15 protein-coding genes and 1 pseudogene are annotated in these 18542 nt (G+C 75.4%); 9 read left to right on the top strand and 7 right to left on the bottom strand.

All coding sequences use genetic code 11. The annotated features are described in order from the left end of the window. Nucleotides 1-22: 22 nt before the first annotated feature. The gene (locus AB0C84_RS39820) at nt 23-949 is read left to right on the top strand and encodes a LysR family transcriptional regulator (protein WP_361076430.1); all 927 of its coding nucleotides are present in this window, start codon (nt 23-25) and stop codon (nt 947-949) included. Here the strand turns inward: AB0C84_RS39820 and AB0C84_RS39815 are convergent. The 3 genes from AB0C84_RS39815 to AB0C84_RS39805 are packed head-to-tail and all read right to left on the bottom strand — an operon-like array spanning nt 927 to nt 4778. Further along, entirely contained in the window at nt 927-2069 is a 1143-nt protein-coding gene (locus tag AB0C84_RS39815; RefSeq protein ID WP_361076427.1) for a Glu/Leu/Phe/Val dehydrogenase, read from the bottom strand. The two genes, AB0C84_RS39820 and AB0C84_RS39815, sit on opposite strands and share 23 nt — an antisense overlap. Beyond that, a complete protein-coding gene (locus tag AB0C84_RS39810) occupies nt 2062-3231 on the bottom strand; it encodes an FAD-binding oxidoreductase (protein WP_361076424.1) in 1170 nt (389 codons plus the stop codon). Before AB0C84_RS39810 ends, AB0C84_RS39815 begins: the two co-directional genes overlap by 8 nt. Before the next feature lie 8 nt (nt 3232-3239). After that, nucleotides 3240-4778 (bottom strand): aldehyde dehydrogenase family protein, encoded by a 1539-nt coding sequence (locus AB0C84_RS39805; protein ID WP_361076421.1) that lies wholly within the window; start codon nt 4776-4778, stop codon nt 3240-3242. Between the two features lie 214 nt (nt 4779-4992). On the opposite strand from AB0C84_RS39805, the gene AB0C84_RS39800 reads away from it, so the two are divergent. Continuing rightward, nucleotides 4993-7119, top strand: a complete 2127-nt coding sequence (locus tag AB0C84_RS39800) for a thiamine pyrophosphate-dependent enzyme (RefSeq protein WP_361076418.1) — start codon at nt 4993-4995, stop codon at nt 7117-7119. Here AB0C84_RS39800 and AB0C84_RS39795 read toward each other — a convergent pair. Genes AB0C84_RS39795 through AB0C84_RS39780 form a run of 4 tightly spaced genes read right to left on the bottom strand, consistent with a single transcriptional unit; the run spans nt 7103 to nt 11710 of the window. Then, nucleotides 7103-7837 carry an ABC transporter ATP-binding protein gene (locus tag AB0C84_RS39795; protein WP_361076415.1) on the bottom strand — a complete coding sequence of 245 codons (735 nt, stop codon included), beginning with the start codon at nt 7835-7837 and terminating at the stop codon, nt 7103-7105. The two genes, AB0C84_RS39800 and AB0C84_RS39795, sit on opposite strands and share 17 nt — an antisense overlap. After that, nucleotides 7834-9597 (bottom strand): branched-chain amino acid ABC transporter ATP-binding protein/permease, encoded by a 1764-nt coding sequence (locus tag AB0C84_RS39790; protein WP_361076412.1) that lies wholly within the window; start codon nt 9595-9597, stop codon nt 7834-7836. Before AB0C84_RS39790 ends, AB0C84_RS39795 begins: the two co-directional genes overlap by 4 nt. Next, a complete protein-coding gene (locus tag AB0C84_RS39785; protein WP_361076409.1) occupies nt 9594-10493 on the bottom strand; it encodes a branched-chain amino acid ABC transporter permease in 900 nt (299 codons plus the stop codon). The genes AB0C84_RS39790 and AB0C84_RS39785 overlap by 4 nt, the downstream gene beginning before the upstream one ends. Before the next feature lie 11 nt (nt 10494-10504). Beyond that, a complete protein-coding gene (locus AB0C84_RS39780) occupies nt 10505-11710 on the bottom strand; it encodes a branched-chain amino acid ABC transporter substrate-binding protein (RefSeq protein WP_361076406.1) in 1206 nt (401 codons plus the stop codon). 94 nt (nt 11711-11804) lie between these two features. Between AB0C84_RS39780 and AB0C84_RS39775 the strand changes: the two are divergent. From AB0C84_RS39775 to AB0C84_RS39745, 7 genes and pseudogenes are all read left to right on the top strand, one after another. Further along, nucleotides 11805-12865 (top strand): annotated as a pseudogene (locus tag AB0C84_RS39775) (ornithine cyclodeaminase family protein). A 75-nt stretch (nt 12866-12940) separates the two neighbouring features. Further along, nucleotides 12941-13552: a helix-turn-helix domain-containing protein gene (locus AB0C84_RS39770; RefSeq protein WP_179848821.1), complete on the top strand. Its 612-nt coding sequence runs from the start codon at nt 12941-12943 to the stop codon at nt 13550-13552. Nucleotides 13553-13641: 89 nt separating this feature from the next. After that, the gene (locus AB0C84_RS39765) at nt 13642-14802 is read left to right on the top strand and encodes an FAD-binding oxidoreductase (protein WP_361076403.1); all 1161 of its coding nucleotides are present in this window, start codon (nt 13642-13644) and stop codon (nt 14800-14802) included. Then, a complete protein-coding gene (locus AB0C84_RS39760) occupies nt 14799-15107 on the top strand; it encodes a (2Fe-2S)-binding protein (protein WP_179848823.1) in 309 nt (102 codons plus the stop codon). Before AB0C84_RS39765 ends, AB0C84_RS39760 begins: the two co-directional genes overlap by 4 nt. Continuing rightward, nucleotides 15104-16528, top strand: coding sequence for an FAD-dependent oxidoreductase (locus AB0C84_RS39755; protein ID WP_361076400.1), 1425 nt, complete (start codon nt 15104-15106; stop codon nt 16526-16528). Before AB0C84_RS39760 ends, AB0C84_RS39755 begins: the two co-directional genes overlap by 4 nt. After that, a complete protein-coding gene (locus AB0C84_RS39750; RefSeq protein WP_338743191.1) occupies nt 16525-17454 on the top strand; it encodes a dihydrodipicolinate synthase family protein in 930 nt (309 codons plus the stop codon). Before AB0C84_RS39755 ends, AB0C84_RS39750 begins: the two co-directional genes overlap by 4 nt. Next, nucleotides 17454-18455, top strand: a complete 1002-nt coding sequence (locus AB0C84_RS39745) for a proline racemase family protein (RefSeq protein ID WP_361076396.1) — start codon at nt 17454-17456, stop codon at nt 18453-18455. The genes AB0C84_RS39750 and AB0C84_RS39745 overlap by 1 nt, the downstream gene beginning before the upstream one ends. Nucleotides 18456-18542: the final 87 nt, after the last annotated feature.

The raw sequence follows: 18542 nt of genomic DNA, 5'->3' as shown, positions 1-18542 counted from the left end.
CACCGCCGAACGGGGTGCGCCCATGATCAGTCCCCTGCACATCCAGACGGTGCGCGAGGTCGTCCGCACCGGCTCGTTCGCGGACGCCGCCCGCAACCTCGGGTACACCGCGTCCGCCGTCTCCCAGCAGATCGCCGCGCTGGAGCGCGCCTGCGGCCTGGTGCTGTTCGAGCGTCGGGCGCGCAGCGTGCGCCCCACGAGCGCCGCGTTCCTGATGGTCAGCAAGGGCAACGACGTGCTGTCGGCCCTCGACACCCTGGAGCGGGAACTGCGCACGGTCGCCAGCGGCGAGCGCGGCGCCCTGCAACTCGGCAGCTTCCCGACCGCCAGCGCCCGCATCCTGCCGCGGGTGCTGGCGGAGCTGTCGCGGGTGCGGCCCGGCATCGACATCACGCTGGCGGAGGGGGAGCCGGACGAGCTGCTGCCCGAACTGCTCGACGGCGACCTCGACCTCCAGCTCGCCTACCGGTACGACCTGTTCCCGCGCACCTGGCCCGACCAGATCGTGGAGACGCCGGTGATGGACGAGAACCTGGTGCTGTGCGTCCCCCGGGACCACCCGCTCCCCGCGGGGCGCACCGTGAGGCTGCGGGACCTGCGGTCGGAGACGTGGATCGCGAGCCGCCCCGAGAGCGCGGGCGCGCAGGCGCTGCTGCGGCTGTGCGGCACCGCCGGGTTCGTCCCCGACATCGCGTTCCGCAGCAACGACTACGCCGTGGTGTGCGGGCTGGTCGGATGCGGGCTCGGCATCGCGCTCGTCCCGGCGCTCGGCTGCGTGCCGGCGCCGGGGCTGAGGACGCTGCGGCTCAGCCGCCGCAGCCCGCGGCGGCACGTCACCGTGCTGCGCCGCGCCACCAACACCAACCCGCTCGTCAAGGACGCCATGCGCGGCCTCATCGAGGTCGCCCGGGGCGTCCAGAGCGAGGTCAGCGGCGCCACCGGCCCTTGAGCTCCATCGCGGCGCGGACGCGTTCCTGCGCGAGCGCGACGGCGGCCTCGTGCGTCGTCGTGCCCTGCGCCCGGGCGGCGTCGAGGACCCGGGCGGTGTTGTCGCGCATCTTCGCCGAGACCGCCGCGAACACCGCGCCGGTGTCGGGGCGGAACGCCGAGTAGCGGGCGTCCATCGCGAACCCCGCCGCGACGACTCCGCCCGCGTTGGCGACGAAGTCCGGCACGACCGTCACGCCGCGCTCGGCGAGGACGCGCTGCGCCGCCCGGCCGGTGGGCAGGTTCGCGCCCTCCACCACGATCGCCGCCCGGACGTTCGCGGCCGCCTCCTCGTCGATGACGTCCTGCAGCGCGGCCGGGACCAGGACGTCGGCCGGGACCGACAGCTCGGCGCCGGGCGCCAGGAGCCGCCCGCCGTACTCCCGCACGGCCGCGTCGCCCGCCTCCGCGCGCAGGGCGAGGAGCCGCGCGACGTCCAGGCCGTCCGGGTCGTGCAGCGCGCCGTGCACGGTCGAGACCGCGACGACGGCCGCGCCCAGCTCGTGCAGGCGCCGCGCGGCCGCGTGCCCGACCGCGCCGAACCCCTGCACCGCGACACGCGCGCCCCGCAGGGACGTCCCGGCGTGCTGGGCGGCGGCGTCGGCGGCCTCCGCGACCCCGAAGCCGGTCACGCCCAGCTCGTCGTAGGGCATGCCGCCGAGGACGTGCGGGGTGCCGACGGCCGCGCCCCGGTCGTCCAGCTCGTCCTGGACGATCGCCGCGTCCCGCTCCGACAGGCCCATGTCGAGGCCCGCCACGTACCGCTGGGGGATCTCCTGCGACAGCGCCCGCACGAACGCGCGCAGGACCGCCTCCCGGTCCGGTGACGCCGGGTCCGCCGCGATCCCGGCCTTGGCGCCGCCGAAGAACAGGTCGACGCCCGCCCACTTGTAGGTCATGACCCGGGCGAGCCGCGCCACCTCCGCGACCGTCACCGACGGGCTCATCCGCATGCCGCCCTTGCCCATGCCGCGGGCGGTGTTGTCGATGACGAGCACGCCCCGCATCCCGGTCCGGGCGTCGGAGACGCACACGACCCGCTCGGGGCCCCACTCGTCCATCAGCTCGAGCACGTCAGACACGGTTGATCTCCGGGCGGAGGGCGTCGCCGGCGAACCGCGCGGCGTGCAGGGGGGCGACGTCGGTGAAGGGGGCGCGGCCGAGGTACAGGTCGCGGACGACCTCGCCGACCGCCGGGCCCTGCAGGAAGCCGTGCCCGGAGAAGCCGGTCGCGTAGAGGAACCGCGGCACCGACGCGTCCTCACCGATGAGCGCGTTGTGGTCGGGCGTCACCTCGTAGAGGCCCGCCCAGCCGCCCGTCAGCCCCACGTTGAGCAGGCTCGGCGCGCGGGCGCCGATCGCCTCGGTGAGCCGGGGGAGCCACGCGTCGGACCGGTTCAGCAGGAACCCGGGCCGCTCGTCGGGATCGGACATGCCGAGCATCAGGCCCTCGCCCTCGGCGTGGAAGTAGAACGACGTCGTGAAGTCGATCGTCATCGGCACCGGGCGCGGCAGGTCCGGGAGCGGCTCGGTGAAGACGATCTGCCGGCGCAGCGGCTCGACCGGCAGGTCGACGCCCGCCATCCGCCCGACCGCCGCCGACCAGGCCCCGGCCGCGCAGACGACGGCGGGCGTGCGGATGCGCCCCCGCGAGGTCCGGACGGCCCTGATCCCGCCGCCGCCGGTCTCGATGCCGACGACCTCGCAGCCGGTGAGGATCCGCGCACCGTGCCGGCGGGCGCCCGTCGCGTACCCGAGGACGACCGACTCGGGCGTGCAGTGCCCGTCGTCGGGGGAGAACGCGGCGGCCAGCAGCCCGTCGGGGACGATCAGCGGCGACAGCCGGCGGGCCTCCGCGACCGAGACCATCCGGCTCGGGACGCCCAGGTCGTTCTGCAGGGCGACGCCCGCCTCGAACGCCGCGACGTCCTCGGGCCGCGACAGCAGGAACAGGTACCCGACCCGGCGCAGGTCGATCTCCTGGCCGGGACGGCGGCCGAACCGGGTGAACGCCTCCAGGCTGCGGGCGCCGAGCCGGATGTTGACCTCGTCGGAGAACTGGGCGCGCACGCCGCCCGCCGCCTTGCACGTCGAGCCCGATCCGAGCGCGTCCCGCTCGACGAGCACCACGCGCGGCACGCCCGCCTCCGCGAGGTGGAACGCGATGCTCGTGCCCATCACGCCGCCGCCGATGACGACGACGTCGGCCTCGGTCTCCGCTCCGCTCCCCGTGTCGCTCCCCACGCCGGCCCCTACAGCCGGAAGCCGAGGTCGGGGGCGATCTCCAGGACGTCCATCTGCGCCTTCTGCAGCCGTCCCGAGGTGTCCCAGTTCATGGACTGCCAGCGGGTGAACTGGTCCAGCACCCACATGCCCGACTGGCGGCTGCCGTTGCCCGAACGCCCGTTCCCGCCGAACGGCAGGTGCGCCTCCGCCCCCGAGGTGGAGTTGTTGACGCTCACCATCCCGGCGGAGATCCGCCGCCGGAACGCGAAGACCTTCGCCGGGTCGGCGGTGTAGATCGACGCGGACAGGCCGTAGCCGGGGGCGTTGGCGAGGGCGATGGCCTCGTCCAGGGTTCGGTAGCGGACCACGCCGATGATCGGCCCGAACGTCTCGTTCATGAACAGCTCGTCGCCGGGCCCCACCCCGTCGACGATCACCGGATGGTAGAACAGCCCCGCCTCGGGGTCTCCGGCGAAGCCCTCCCGCGGCGCGGCCGCCGTGATCCGCCCGGTGGCGGACGACCCGTGCACGGTGTGGCCCGGCCCGATCCAGCCGAGGACCTTCTCGAAGCCGTCCGCGAACCGCTCGCTGATCAGCGGCCCGAACAGCACGTCGCCCGCCGGGTCGCCGACGGCCGCGGCCCGCGTCGCCTCGTCCAGCAGCCGCACGAACTCGGCGTGCACCGACTCGTGGACGATCGCGGTCCCGAGGGAGGTGCAGCGCTGCCCGGCCGTCCCGAACCCCGAGAACAGGGCGCCCTCGACGGCGAGCGGGAGGTCGGCGTCCTCGGCGACGACCATCGGGTTCTTGCCGCCGAGTTCCAGGCACGGCGTCTGGAGGTGGCGGCCGCACAGCTCCCCGATCCGCGACCCGACCTCCGTGGAGCCGGTGAAGCCGACCTTGTCGACCAGTCCCTCGTCCAGCGCCCGTTCGAGGCCGCGGAAGGTCTCGGGGCCGTCGGCGTGGACGACGTTGAGGACGCCGTCCGGCAGTCCCGCGTGCGCGAACAGCTCGTAGAACGCGTCGGCGCAGGCCGCCGCGTACTCGGCGGGCTTCCACACGACCGCGTTCCCGCACAGCAGCGCCGGGACGATGTACCAGGACGGCACCGCGACCGGGAAGTTCCCCGCCGTGACGACGGTGACGACGCCGACCGGGTCCCGGAAGGTGAACAGCTGCTTGTCGGGCATCTCGGACGGGACGGTCTGCCCGTACAGCCGCCGTCCCTCCCCGAGGAAGAACGCGCAGGTGTCGGCGATCTCCTGGACCTCGCCGAGCGCCTCGGCGCGGGGCTTGCCGACCTCGCGGGTGACGATCGCCGCGAGGGCCGCCTTGTTGGCCTCGACGAGCCGGCCGACCGCGGCGACCACCTGGCCGCGGACGGGCGCCGGCACGTCCCGCCAGGCGTCCTGCGCCTCGCGGGCGGCCCGGCAGGCGCGCACGAGGTCGCCGGCCTCCGCGAGGGACACCTCGGCGACCGTCTCGGACGTGCGGGACGGGTCGGTGGAACGGTACGAGCGCGGCCCCGCCGGGATCCGGGCGCCGCCGATGACGGAGGAGAGCACGTTCCCAGCCTGAACGGGCCGCCCTCCCGCGCCAAGATCGGGCAGAGCGCGGCCTCCTTACCGCGAGGCCAAGCCGGGCTGAGCCTCTAACTGGGGGCGTCGTTAAGCGATCCTTGGCCAACTCCCCACCGGTTCGCGGCCTCGCCCGGCTTGGCCGCGCCCGGGGGCGCGGACGATGCTCGACACGCGTCCCGATCCGCACGCAGGAGCCCGCATGCCCGAGCCCGCCGACGTCCACTTCCTCGAGACGGCCGCGACCCTGGTGCCGTCCGGTGCGCCCGCCCCGCCGGGCGCGCCCACCGCCGAGCGCTGCCTGGAGCTGTTCGACGCGCAGCTCGGCAGCCGGCACCTCGACCTCGCCGCCCGACGCCTCCAGGCGCAGGGCCACGGCTTCTACACGATCGGCTCCTCGGGGCACGAGGGGAACGCGGCCGTCGCGGGCGTGCTCCGCCCGGACGATCCGGCGCTCCTGCACTACCGGTCGGGGGCGTTCTTCCTGGAGCGGGCGCGCCAGGTACCTGGCGGGAACCCGCTCCGCGACGTCCTCCTCGGGCTGGTCGCCGCCGCCGAGGAACCGATCGCGGGCGGACGCCACAAGGTGTTCGGCAGCCGTCCGCTCAACGTGATCCCGCAGACGTCCACCATCGCCTCGCACCTGCCGCGCGCGCTCGGCGTGGCCTTCGCGATCGAACGCGCCGCCCGGCTGGGTCTGGACTCGCCGTGGCCGCGCGACGCCGTCACCGTGTGCAGCTTCGGAGACGCCTCCGCCAACCACTCCACCGCTGCGGGCGCCGTCAACGCGGCCGTCAACTGCGGCCACCAGGGCCTTCCCCTGCCGCTCCTGCTCGTCTGCGAGGACAACGGGATCGGGATCAGCGTCCCCACCGCGCCCGGCTGGATCGAGGCCGCCTACGGCTCGCGGCCCGGCCTCGCCTACTTCCGCGCGGACGGCTGCGACCTCGCCGACGCGCACGCCGCGGCGGCGCGGGCGGCCAGCTGGGTCCGCGAACGCCGCCGTCCCGCGTTCCTGCACCTGCGGACCGTCCGCCTGATGGGCCACGCCGGCTCCGACGTCGAGTCGGCGTACCGGACCCCCGCCGAGATGGCGTCCGACCTGGAGCGGGACCCGCTCCTGCGGACCGCGCGGCTCCTCGTCGACCGCGGCGCCGCGACCGCGCGGGACATCGCCGGCCTCTACGAGGCCAAACGCGCGGAGGTCACGGCGCTGGCCGAGAAGGTCGCGGGGGCCCCGCGCCTGGCGTCCGCCGCGCAGGTCATGGCGCCGCTCCGGTACCCCCGCCCCGGGGGGAGGGGGCGGCGCGCGGACGGGGAGCCGGTCACGGTGGCGCAGGCGATCAACCGGACGCTCGGCGAGATGCTGGACGAGCGGCCCGGCATGCTCGTCTTCGGCGAGGACGTGGCGCGCAAGGGCGGCGTCTACGGGGTCACGCGCGGGCTGGTGAAGCGGGCCGGGGCGGCGCGGGTGTTCGACACGATCCTGGACGAGCAGTCGATCCTCGGCCTCGCGCTCGGCTTCGGGATCTCCGGGATGCTGCCGGTCCCGGAGATCCAGTACCTCGCCTACCTGCACAACGCCGCCGACCAGCTCCGGGGCGAGGCGGCGACGCTGCCGTTCTTCTCCTCCGGGCGGTACCGCAACCCGATGGTCGTGCGGATCGCGGGCTACGCCTACCAGAAGGGGTTCGGCGGCCACTTCCACAACGACAACGCCGTCGCCGCGCTGCGCGACATCCCGGGGCTCGTCATCGCGTCACCGTCCCGGCCCGACGACGCCGCGGGGATGCTGCGCGCGTGCGCGGACGCCGCCGAGCGCGAGGGACGCGTGTGCGCGATGCTGGAGCCGATCGCGCTCTACCACGCCCGCGACCTGCACGAGGACGGCGACGGCGGGTGGCTGGCCCCGGCCGGCGGCACGGTCCCGATCGGGCGCGCCCGCACCTACGGTGACGGCGGCGACCTCACCGTCGTCACCTTCGCCAACGGCCTGCGTATGAGCCTGCGGGCGGCCCGCCGCCTGGAGGCCGGGGGCGTCCGGTGCCGGGTGCTCGACCTGCGCTGGCTGGCCCCGCTCCCGGTCGAGGATCTGCTGCGCGAGGCCCGCGCCACCGGCGCGGTCCTGGTCGCGGACGAGACGCGCCGCACCGGGGGCGTCTCCGAGGGCGTCCTGACCGCGCTCGCCGACGCCGGCTTCCAGGGGCGCGCTGCCAGGGTCACGAGCGAGGACAGCTTCGTCCCCCTGGGAGACGCCGCCTACCACGTCCTGCTGTCGGAGGCCGCGATCGAGGAGGCGGCGCGGAGGCTTCTCACGTCGCCTCGATGACCGGGTCGCCGCCCAGGTAGGCGGCCTTCACCCGGTCGTCCCGGGCGAGCGCGGACGCCGGGCCGTCCAGCACGATCCGGCCGGTCTCCAGGACGTAGGCGCGGTCGGCGAGGCGGAGCGTCTGGTGGGCGTTCTGCTCGACGATCAGGATCGTGGCGCCCTGGTCGCGGATCTCCCGCACGACCCGCAGCACCTGCTGCGCCGTCCGCGGCGCCAGGCCCATCGTCGGCTCGTCCAGGGCGAGCAGGCGCGGCCGCAGCATCAGCGCCCGGCCGATGGCGAGCATCTGCTGCTCGCCGCCCGACAGCAGCCCCGCGGGCTGCCCGCGGCGCTCGCCGAGGCGCGGGAACATGGCGTAGACCTCCTCCCGGCGGGCGGCGACGAGGGCCCGGTCGCGGCGCCGCAGGTACCCGCCGAGCAGCAGGTTCTCGGCGACGCTCAGGGCGGGGAACACGCGCCGCCCCTCCGGGACGTGCCCGAGCCCCGCCGCGACGACCTGGTGCGCGGCGAGCCGGGTGATGTCGCGGCCGTCGAACTCGACCCGCCCGGACCGGGCCCGGTGCAGGCCCGTGACGGTCCGCAGCGCGGTGGTCTTGCCTGCGCCGTTACTGCCGAGCAGCGCGACGATCTCGCCCTCGCCGACCTCGAAGGAGATCCCGGACAGCGCCTCGACCTGGCCGTACCTGCTGCGCAGGTCGCTCACCCGCAGGAGCGTCACCGCAGCACCTCCGAGACGAGGTCGGTCTCCGGGTCGTCCGGCACGCCGAGGTAGGCGGCGACGACCCGCTGGTCCTCCTGGATCTCCGCCGGCGGCCCCACCGCGATCGTCCGCCCGTGCTCCAGCACCGTCACCCGGTCGGAGATCGACATGACCAGCGCCACGTCGTGCTCGATCAGCACCACGGCGGCGCCGAGCGCGCCGATGCGGGAGATCAGCCCCATCAGCGCCCGCTTCTCGGTCGGGTTCGCGCCCGCGGCGGGCTCGTCCAGCAGCAGCACGCGGGGGTCGCCCGCGAGCGCCCGCGCGATCTCCAGCCGGCGCCGGTCGCCGTAGGCGAGCCCGCCCGCCGGGCGGTCGGCGGCCTCCAGCAGCCCGACGAAGTCCAGGCAGCGGCGCACCGCGTCGAGGTCGGCGCGCGACAGCGGCCGCAGCAGGGCCCGGTCGCGGGCGAACCGGCCGATCAGCACGTTCTCGGCGACGGTCATCTCCTCGAACAGCCGGATGCTCTGGAACGTGCGCGCGAGGCCGGCGGCGGCGACCCGGTGCGGGGGGAGGCCGCGCACGTCCCGCCCGGCGAGCACGACCGTCCCGGCCGACGGCGCGATCATCCCGGTGACGCAGTTGAACGCGGTCGTCTTGCCGGCGCCGTTCGGGCCGATCACGCTGACGACCTGGCCGGCATCGGCGCGCAGGGCGAGCCCGTCCACGGCCGTGACGCCGCCGAAGCGGCGGGTCAGGCCGTCCACCTCCAGCACCGTGCCCCGCGCGGCCGGCGGCTCGGGCGCGGGGCCCGGCCGCGCCGGGAGCCGCAGGCGGCGCGGCCGGTACGGCCACACGCCCTGCGGCCGCAGGAGCACGATCGCGATGAGCACCAGGGCGAAGAACAGCCCCCGGTACTCCTGAACGGTCCGCAGCACCTCCGGCAGCCCGACGATCACCACGGCGCCGACCATGACGCCGGGCCGGCTGCCCATCCCCCCGATGATCACCACGAGCAGGATCATCAGCGAGGTCAGGAACGTGAAGCTGGAGGGGTCCACGGTGCCGAGCTGCGCGGCGTTGAGCGGGCCCGCGACGGCCCCGGTCATCGCGCCGAGCACGTACGCCAGCAGCTTCACCCGCCGCGCCGGGACGCCGACCGCCTCGGCGGCGGTGTCGTCGGCCCGGACGGCGCGCCACGCGAAGGCGAGCCGCGACCGGGCCAGCAGCGCCGTCGCCGCCAGCACGACGGCGAAGAACGCGAGCGCGAGGTGGAAGAAGGCCCCCGGCGTGACGATCTCCCGCCCGCCGACCGTCACCGGGGGGATCCCGGTCAGCCCGTTCGGGCCTCCGGTGACCTCCAGGTTGACCACCGTGATCCGGATGATCTCCCCGAAGCCGAGCGTGACGATCGCGAGGTAGTCGCTGCGCAGCCGCAGCGTCGGGTACCCGATGACCACCCCGGCCACCGCCGCGGCGGCGACCGCGACCGGCAGCGTCGCCCAGAAGTCCCACCCCAGCTTCAGCGTCAGCAGCCCGGAGGCGTACGCGCCGATCGCGAAGAACGCCGCGAACCCGAGGTCGAGCAGGCCCGCGTACCCGACGACGATGTTGATCCCGAGTCCGAGGATCGCGTAGACCAGGATCGTCCCGGCGACGGTGAGCGCGTAGTCGTCGAGGGTCTGCCCGGCGACCAGCGCCAGCGCGATGAGCAGCGGCCAGCCGCCGTACCGGACGGCCGTCCCACCGCCCGAGGGCAGCGCCGCCCGCGCCCTCACGCGCGCTCCACGACGCGCTCGCCGAACAGGCCGGTGGGTCTCAGCGCCAGCACCGCGATCAGCAGCCCGAAGATGATGACGTCCGTCCAGCGGGAGGAGACGTACCCGGCGGAGAACGACTGGACGAGGCCGATGCACACGCCCGCGGCCATCGTCCCCGGCAGGTTGCCGATGCCGCCGAGCACCGCGGCGGTGAACGCGCGCAGGCCGATGAGGAAACCCATGCCGAAGCTGATCTGCACGTAGTACAGCCCGTACATGACGCCGGCCGCGCCCGCCAGCAGCGACCCGATGAAGAACGTCGTCAGGATCAGCCGCTCCACGTTGATCCCCTGGAGCCGCGCCGCGTCGCGGTCCATCGCCAGCGCGCGCATCGCGGTCCCCGTCACGGTGCGGGTGACGAACAGCCACAGTGCCGCCATCAGCGCCACCGACAGCACGACCAGGACGAGCTGCCCCCAGGTGACGTGGACGGTGCCACTGAGGATCCGGCCGCCGTCCAGCGCGTGCGGGTAGGACTTGAACCGGGCGTCGGTGAGCACCTTGACCCCCTCCTCCAGCGCCAGCGACACCCCGATCGCGGCGATCAGCAGTGCCAGCCGCGGCGACGACAGCAGCGGCACGTAGGCGGCCCTGGCGATGCCGGTGCCGACGACGCCGGTGGTCAGGGCGCCGACCACGACGGCGGCGAGGATGGCGGGCAGCGCCATCCCGCCGGTCGCGCCGAGCGCGGTCAGCGTCCCGAACCCGGCGAACGCGCCGATCATGAACACGTCGCCGTGCGCGAAGTTGATCAGCCGGACGACCCCGTAGATCATCGAGTAGCCCAGCGCGATCAGCGCGAGGAACGCCCCGATCGTCAGGCCGTTCACGAGGTACTGGACGAATTCGCTCATCGGGCCCCTGATCAGAAGGTCTTGGCGTCCACCCAGGTGGCGCCGCTCTCGTCGAGCTTCTTGTAGGCGGTGAACGCGCCGCCCTGGACCTGGACGGTGATGTAGAGCGGGTCGGTCCGGTCGCCCTTGGCGTCGAACGTGATGGGCCCGGTGATGCCCGGGAAGCCCTTGATCTTGTGGAGGGCCTCGGTGATCGCGGCGCCCCGGGTGGACCCCGCGTCGTCGATGGCCTTCGCGACGACCTTCACCGCGTCGTACTCGTACACCGAGAACGGCCCGGGGTCGGCGTGGTTCGCGGCCTTGTACGCGGAGACGAACGCCGCGGCGGCGGGCAGGTCCTTGGCCAGCGGCGCGGTGGTCGCGATGTAGCCGCCCGCCGCCGTGCCGGCCGTCTTCAGCACGGTGGAGTCGGTGGTCGCGTCCCCGCCCATGAGCGTGAATTTCAGCCCGAGCTGCTTGCGCTGCTTCATCAGCAGGCCCGCCTCGGCGAAGTAGCCGGTGAAGTACAGCACGTCCGGCCGCGTCGAGGCGATCTTGGTCAGGACGGGGCCGTAGTCGGACTGGCCGGGTTGCAGCGCGTTCTCGTAGACGACCTGGCCGCCCGCCTGGCGCGCCGAGTTCGCCGCCGCGTCCGCGAGGCCCTTGGCGTAGGTGGTGTTGTCGTGCAGCAGCGCGATCCGCTTGGCGCCGAGCGGCCCGGTCATGAACTTGGCGGCGACGAGGCCCTGGTTGTCGTCGCGCCCGCAGGTGCGGAACACCTTGCCCTTGCCGCTGTCGGTGAGGGAGGGGTTGGTGGAGGCGTCCATCACGAACGGGACGCCGCGCCTGCCGTAGATCGGGATCGCGGGCACCGCCGCGCCCGAGCAGTAACCGCCGGCGACCGCCACGACCCCGCTGTTGAGCAGCTTCTGCGCGGCCTGCGCGCCCTGCTGGGCGCTGCACTGGTCGTCGGCCTCCACGATCTGGATCTTGCGGCCGTCCACCCCGCCGGCCTTGTTGATCTCGTCGGCGGCGACCTTGGCCGCGGCGAGGATGTCCTGCCCCGCCGAGGCCGAGTCGCCGCTCAGCGGCGCCGGGACGCCGATCTTGATGGCGCCCGAGCCGCCGGAGCCGCCCGACCCGCAGGCCGCGGCGAGCGGGACGAGCAGCAGGCCGGCGCCCGCCGCGGTGAGCATCCGGAACCGGCGTCCGCGGTCCCGCGGGGTCAGTGGGGTCATCGGCGGCTCTCCGTCGCTCGTGGCCGGCAGGTCCTCGTGGTCCGGGATGGTGAAAGCGTGAAACGCCGCGGCACGGGCGTCGAGACGGGCAAGCATGCGATCTCATGCACTGATCGGTAAGCACCGCTTGCCCTTTCGCCACTCGACAGCGCGGCGGCGGCCTGGAAAGGATCTCCCCATGGCCGGTGTCCTGCTGCTGTCCGCGGCCGACGTGCGCGCGGTGTTCGACCTGCCCGCCGCGATCGCCTCGCAGCGGGAGGCGTTCGGCGCGCTCGGCCGCGGGCGGGCGCTGCTCGCGCCGCGGGTGCTGCTGGACGGCCCGGACGGCGACGTCGCCTTCGGCTACGTCTCCCGCCTGCCCGGCGCCGGCGCCGTCGCCAAGTTCGGGAGCGTCAACCCGGGCAACGCCGCGCGCGGCCTGCCGACCGTGGCGGCGCTGGTGACCGTCCAGGACCCGGTGGACGGGCGGCCCGTCGCGATCATCGAGGGCGAGGCCGTGACGACGCTGCGCACGTCGGCGGCGAGCGCGGTGGCGGCCGACCATCTCGCGCCGCGGGAGGCCTCCCGCCTCGCGGTCGTCGGCTGCGGCGTCCAGGGCCGCGCGCACGTGCGCGCGATGGCCGCGGTGCGTCCCTCGCCGAGGTGGCGGTGGCCTGCCGCCATCCCGGCACCTGCACCGTCGCCGCCGGGCTCGCGCGGGAGCTGGAGCTGCCGGTCGCGGCGGCGGCGTCCGCCCGCGAGGCGGTCCGGGGCGCGCAGATCGTCGTCACCGCCACCACCAGTGCCGAGCCGGTCGTCCTCGGCGCCTGGCTCGACGCCGGGTGCACGGTCGTGAGCGTCGGATCGTTCGCGCCGGACCGGGCCGAGGTGGACGGCGAGGTCCTCGCCCGCGCCGCCTCGGTGGTGGTGGACGACGTGGCGACCGCCCTGGAGCACGCGGGCCCCGTCGTCGCCGCCGTGCGCGCGGGCGAGCTGGACCCCGGCCGGGTCCGGCCCCTGGGCCCGGTCGTCGCCGGCCTCGCCGCCGGGCGCCGCTCCGGAGCCGACATCGTCTTCTACAACAGCGTCGGCCTCGGCGTGCAGGACGCGGCGGCGGCGTCCGTCATCGTCGACCGGGCCCGCGCGGCCGGCGCCGGTACGCGCGTGGAGCTCTGACCCCTCCGAGCCGCCGAGTACACTGGCCGTTCGATAGAGCGAACGTGAGCGAGCGAGCGGACGAGGGGCGGGAGCGTGGGGGCGTCAGGGGAATCGGTGCGGGACGTGCTGGCCGGCAACCTGCGCCGGGCGCGGCTGGAGCTCGGCCTGTCGCTGTCGGAGCTGTCCCGCCGCTCGAAGATCGGCAAGGCGACGCTGTCCCAGCTGGAGGCGGGCGCCGGCAACCCCACGATCGAGACCGTGTTCAGCCTGTCGCGCGCGCTGGAGGTCCCCATCTCCGACCTGCTCGACCGCCAGGAGCCGTCCGGGCTCACGGTGGTGCGGGCGGCGGAGGTGGAGGTGCTGAGCGGGGAGGGCGTCGACCTGCGGCCGCTGCGCGGCATCGAGTCCGGCGGCGCCATGTTCGAGGTGTACGACCAGCAGGTCAGGGCCGGCCGCCGGCAGGACTCGCTCGGCCATGTGGGGATGGAGCACACGATCGTCCAGTCCGGGCGGCTCGCCGTTCGGGTGGACGACCGGCACGTCGAGCTCGGGCCGGGCGACTACGTCGGCTTCGACGCGCGCCTGCCGCACAGCTACACCGCCGTCGAGGGGCCCGTCCGGTCCGTCCTGCTGCTCCAGTACAGCGCTGACCAGCGGCTCCATGCCTCGCCGGGAACTCCGTCCCATCTGGTCGAAACCCCCTGAATCCGGTTCCGTCCGCGCGTTGACAGCGCGCGCGGGACGCGCCTACTCTCGGAATCGTTCGGTTTAACGAACGGCAAACGGGAGGGTCGATGACGCGGGTCGTGGTGCTGGGCGCCGGGATCATCGGCGCGGCCTGCGCCCGCGAGCTGGCCCTGGCGGGCTGCGCGGTCACCGTCGCCGACCGCGGCGGGCCCGCCGCCGGGACCACCGCCCACGGCGAGGGCAACGTCCTCGTCTCCGACAAGGGGCCGGGCCCGGAGCTCGAACTGGCGCGGCTCTCGCGCGAGCTGTGGCCCGCGATCCTGGACGGCGACCCGAACGCCGGCGGCGTGGAATGGGACGCCAAGGGCGGCATCGTCGTCGCCACGACTTCGGCGGGCGCCGAGGCGCTGACGGAGTTCGCCACCGCCCAGCGCGAAGCCGGGGTCGCCGCCGAGGACCTGGACGCCGCCGCTCTCTTCGCCGCCGAACCCCACCTGACGCGCGACTTCGCCAAGGCCGTCCACTACCCCGAGGACGCGCAGGTCCAGCCCGCCGGGGCGGCCGTCGCCCTGCTGGCCGCCGCCGTGCGCGCCGGCGCGGTCCTGCGCACCGGGTGCGAGGTCCTCGGCGCGGTCCGGCGCGGTGGCCGCATCACCGGCGTCCGCACCTCCGGCGGGACGATCGAGGCCGACGCGGTCGTGAACGCGGCCGGCCCCTGGTCGGGGGAGGTCGCCGCGCGGCTCGGCGTCCGGCTCGGCGTCCGGCCCCGCCGCGGCGAGGTCCTGGTGACCGCGCCGATGCCGCCGACCGTCTTCCACAAGGTCTACGACGCCGACTACGTCGGCGCGGTCGGCAGCGGCGCCGGCGAGCTGCAGGCGTCCGCCGTCGTCGAGTCCACCCGGGCCGGGACGATCCTCCTCGGCTCCTCGCGCCGCCGGGTCGGGTTCGACGACCGGATCCGCCCCGAGGTGCTGTCGGTCATCGCGGCCAAGGCGCTGCGGCTCTTCCCGTCCCTGGCCGGGGCACCGGTGATGCGCGCCTACGGCGGGTTCCGCCCGTACGTCGACGACCACCTGCCCGTCATCGGCGCCGACCCGCACCTGGAGGGCCTCTGGCACGCCACGGGGCACGAGGGCGCCGGGATCGGCCTGTCCGCCGGGACCGCCGCCGTCCTGCGCGACCTCATGCTCGGCCGCGCCCCCGCGATCGACGCGGCGCCGTTCCGCGCGGACCGGCCCGCCGCCCAGTGCGAAGGAGAGAACCGATGAGCGCGCGACTCGTTCCCGCCGCCGGCGACCGCACGGGGCGCCGCCCCGACGTCCCGCTGCGGATCACCGTGGACGGCGAGCCCGTGGACGGCGTCGCCGGCCAGACCCTCGCCGGAGTGCTGCTGGCGGCCGGCCGGCGCACCTGGCGGCGGGGCCCCTCCGGCGCCCCGCGCGGCGTGTTCTGCGGGATCGGCGCCTGCTTCGACTGCCTCCTCACCGTCAACGGCGTCCGCGACGTGCGCGCCTGCCGCCGCCGCGCCCGCGACGGCGACGCCGTCGCGACCCAGTCCCGGGACGCCCGGTGAGCCGGCACGTCGTGGTCGTCGGCGCCGGGCCCGCGGGGCTCGGCGCGGCGGCGGGCGCGCTGCGCGCCGGGGCCCGGGTCACGCTTCTCGACGCGGCCGAGGACCCCGGCGGCCAGTACCACCGGATGCCGCCCGCCGCGTTCGGCGCCGCCCGCCCCGGCCGCCTGCACCACGGGTGGCGCGGCTTCGAGCGGCTGCGCGACCGCGTGCTCGGCCACCCGCGCTGCGCCTGGTGGCCCGAGAGCGCCGTCTGGTCCGTCGACCGCACCGAACAGGGGCCGCCGCACGTCCACGTGCTGCGAGGTGAGGCCGACGGCGCCGGACGGGAACGGCACGTCCTGCGCCCGGACGCGCTGGTGCTCGCGCCGGGCGCCCACGACCGCGTCCTGCCGTTCCCCGGCTGGCAGCTGCCCGGCGTCTACACCGCCGGGGCGGCGCAGGCGCTGGCCAAGGGGGAGCGCCTGGTGATCGGCGACCCCGTCCTGATCGCCGGCTCTGGACCGTTCCTGCTCCCGGTCGCGGCGTCGCTGATCGAGGCCGGCGCCACCGTCCTGGAGGTGCTGGAGGCCAACCCCGCCGCCACCGTCGCCCGCGGCTGGGCCGCGCGCCCGTGGGAGCTGGCGGCGCAGGCGGGCAAGGCGGGGGAGCTCGCGGGGTACGCGGGGCTCCTGGCCCGGCACCGCGTCCCGTACCGGACGGGCCGCGCCGTGATCGAGGCCCGGGGCGACGGGCGCGTCGAAGAGGCGGTCACGGCGCGGCTCCACCACGACTGGTCGGTCGTGGCCGGCACCGAGCGCACCGTCCCGGTGGACGCGCTCTGCGTCACCCACGGCTTCAGCCCGCAACTCGAACTGCCCGTCGCCGCGGGCTGCCGGCTGCGCGGCGGCGCCTTCACCGACGTCGACGACGACCAGCGCACCAGCGTCCCCGGCGTCTACGCGGCCGGGGAGATCACCGGCATCGCCGGGGCGCCCGCCGCCCGCACCGAGGGGCTGCTCGCCGGCTGGGCCGCCGGGGGAGGGGACCCCGGCGACCGCGCGGCCGCCGTCCTGCGCCGGCGCCGCGACCGGGGGCGCGCGTTCGCCGGACGGCTCGCCGCCGCGCACCCCGTCGGCGCGGCGTGGCCCGGCTGGCTGCGCCCCGACACGATCGTCTGCCGCTGCGAGGAGACCGACTACGGGACCCTCCTGCACGCCGCGGACGGCGCGGCCGCCGGCTCCGCGCGCGCCGTCAGGCTCGGTACCCGCGCCGGCCTCGGCCCCTGCCAGGCCCGCGTCTGCGGCCCCACGGTCGCCGAACTGCTCCGCGGCCGGGCGGGCGGAGGCGATCCCCACCGCCGGCCCGTCGCCCAGCCCATACGGCTCGGCGAGCTCGCGAACCCTCCAGTTGACACACCCGACAAGAAAGAGAGCGCCCGATGAGCGACAGCAAGCCCCTGAGCCTCGGCGGCGTCATCGTGGCGACGGCCCTGCCCTACCGCGAGGACGCCGCCGCCCCCGCCGGGCTCGCCGTCGACCACGACCGGTACGCCGAGCACTGCCGCTGGCTCGTCGGCAACGGCTGCCGCGGCGTCGGCCCGAACGGGTCCCTCGGCGAGTACTCCTCGCTGACCGACGAGGAGCGCCGCCGCGTCGCCCGCACCGCCGTCGAGGCGGTCGGACGGGACGGCGTCGTCGTGGTCGGCGTGCACGGCCCCGGCTCCCACCAGGCCCGGCACTGGGCGCAGATCGCGGCGGAGGACGGCGCCGACGGCGTGCTGTGCCTGCCGCCGACGATGTACCGGGCCAACCGCGGCGAGATCATCGCGCACTTCGAGGCCGTCGCGTCCGTGGGCCTGCCGGTCATGGTCTACAACAACCCCATCGACACCAAGGTCGACCTCACCCCGGACCTGCTCGCCGAGATCGCCCAGATCGACGGGGTCGTCGCGGTCAAGGAGTTCTCCGGCGACGTCCGCCGCGTCCTGGAGATCCGGGAGCGGGCCCCGGGCCTGGAGGTCGTCGCCGGCGCCGACGACGTCACCCTGGAGGCGCTGCTCATGGGCGCGACCGGCTGGTTCGCGGGGTTCCCCAACGTCTTCCCCGCCGAGTCGGCGCTGCTGTTCGAGCTGGCCACGGCCGGGAAGCTGGAGGAGGCCCGCGCCCTGTACGAGCCGCTGGTCGCGGCGTTCCGCTGGGACTCGCGCACCGAGTTCGTCCAGGCGATCAAGCTCGGCATGGAGCAGGTCGGCCGGTACGGCGGCCCCTGCCGCCCGCCGCGCGGCCCCCTCGTGCCCGAGCACCGCGCCGCCGTCACCGCCGACATGGACCGCGCGATCGAGGCCCTCGCGCGGCGGCGGGCCGCCTGATGCGCTCGGCCCGGTCGATCAGCGCGGTCGACTCCCACACCGAGGGGATGCCGACGCGCGTCGTCACCGGCGGCGTCGCGCCCATCCCGGGCGCCACGATGGCCGAGCGGCGCCGCCACGCCGTGGAGCACCTGGACGGGCTGCGCCGCTTCCTGGTGGACGAGCCGCGCGGCCACCCCGCGATGAGCGGCGCCCTGCTCCAGCCGGCCACCCGCCCGGACGCCGACTGGGGCGTCGTCTACGTCGAGGTCAGCGGGTTCCTGCCGATGTGCGGGCACGGCACCATCGGCGTGGCGACCGTCCTGGTCGAGACCGGGATGGTGGAGGTGACCGAGCCGGAGACGATCGTGCGGCTGGACACCCCGGCCGGTCTCGTCGAGGCCCGCGTCGCGGTCCGCGACGGCGTCGCCGAGCACGTGACGCTCCGCAACGTCGCCTCGTTCGCGCTCCGTCAGGACGCCGTGGTGACGGTGCCCGGTCTCGGGGACGTCCGCTACGACCTGGCCTACGGCGGCAACTTCTACGCCATCACCGACCTGGAGCCGCTCGGCCTGCCGTTCGACCGGGCCCGCAAGGAGGACATCCTCCGGGCCGGGCTCGCGATCATGGAGGCGATCAACGGGACCGACCGCCCCGTCCATCCCGCCGACCCGCTGATCGGAGGCTGCAAGCACGTCCAGTTCCTCGCGCCAGGGTCGGACGCCAAGCGCTCTCGCAACGCGATGGCCATCCATCCGGGCTGGTTCGACCGGTCCCCGTGCGGCACCGGCACGTCCGCCCGCATGGCGCAGCTGCACGCCCGCGGCGAGCTGCCGCTGCACACCGAGTTCGTCAACGAGTCGTTCATCGGCACCCGCTTCACCGGGCGCCTGGTCGGCACCGCCGAGGCCGGCGGCCTGCCCGCGGTGATCCCCGAGTTCACCGGGCGGGCCTGGATCACCGGCACCGCCACCTACCTGCTCGACCCCGCCGACCCCTTCCCCGAGGGCTTCGTCCTCTAGGAGGGGCCGGCCGGCTCTTCCCGAGCCCTGCACGGCGGCCCTGACCGCCGCTCCACACCCACCTTGGTATTCCCCTGCACCAGTCGG

This window comes from Actinomadura sp. NPDC048955, assembly GCF_040649435.1.
Classification (GTDB): Bacteria; Actinomycetota; Actinomycetes; order Streptosporangiales; family Streptosporangiaceae; genus Spirillospora; species Spirillospora luteofluorescens.
The sequence above is the reverse complement of the archived record's forward strand: the minus strand, read 5'-3'. Positions and strand labels throughout refer to the sequence as shown.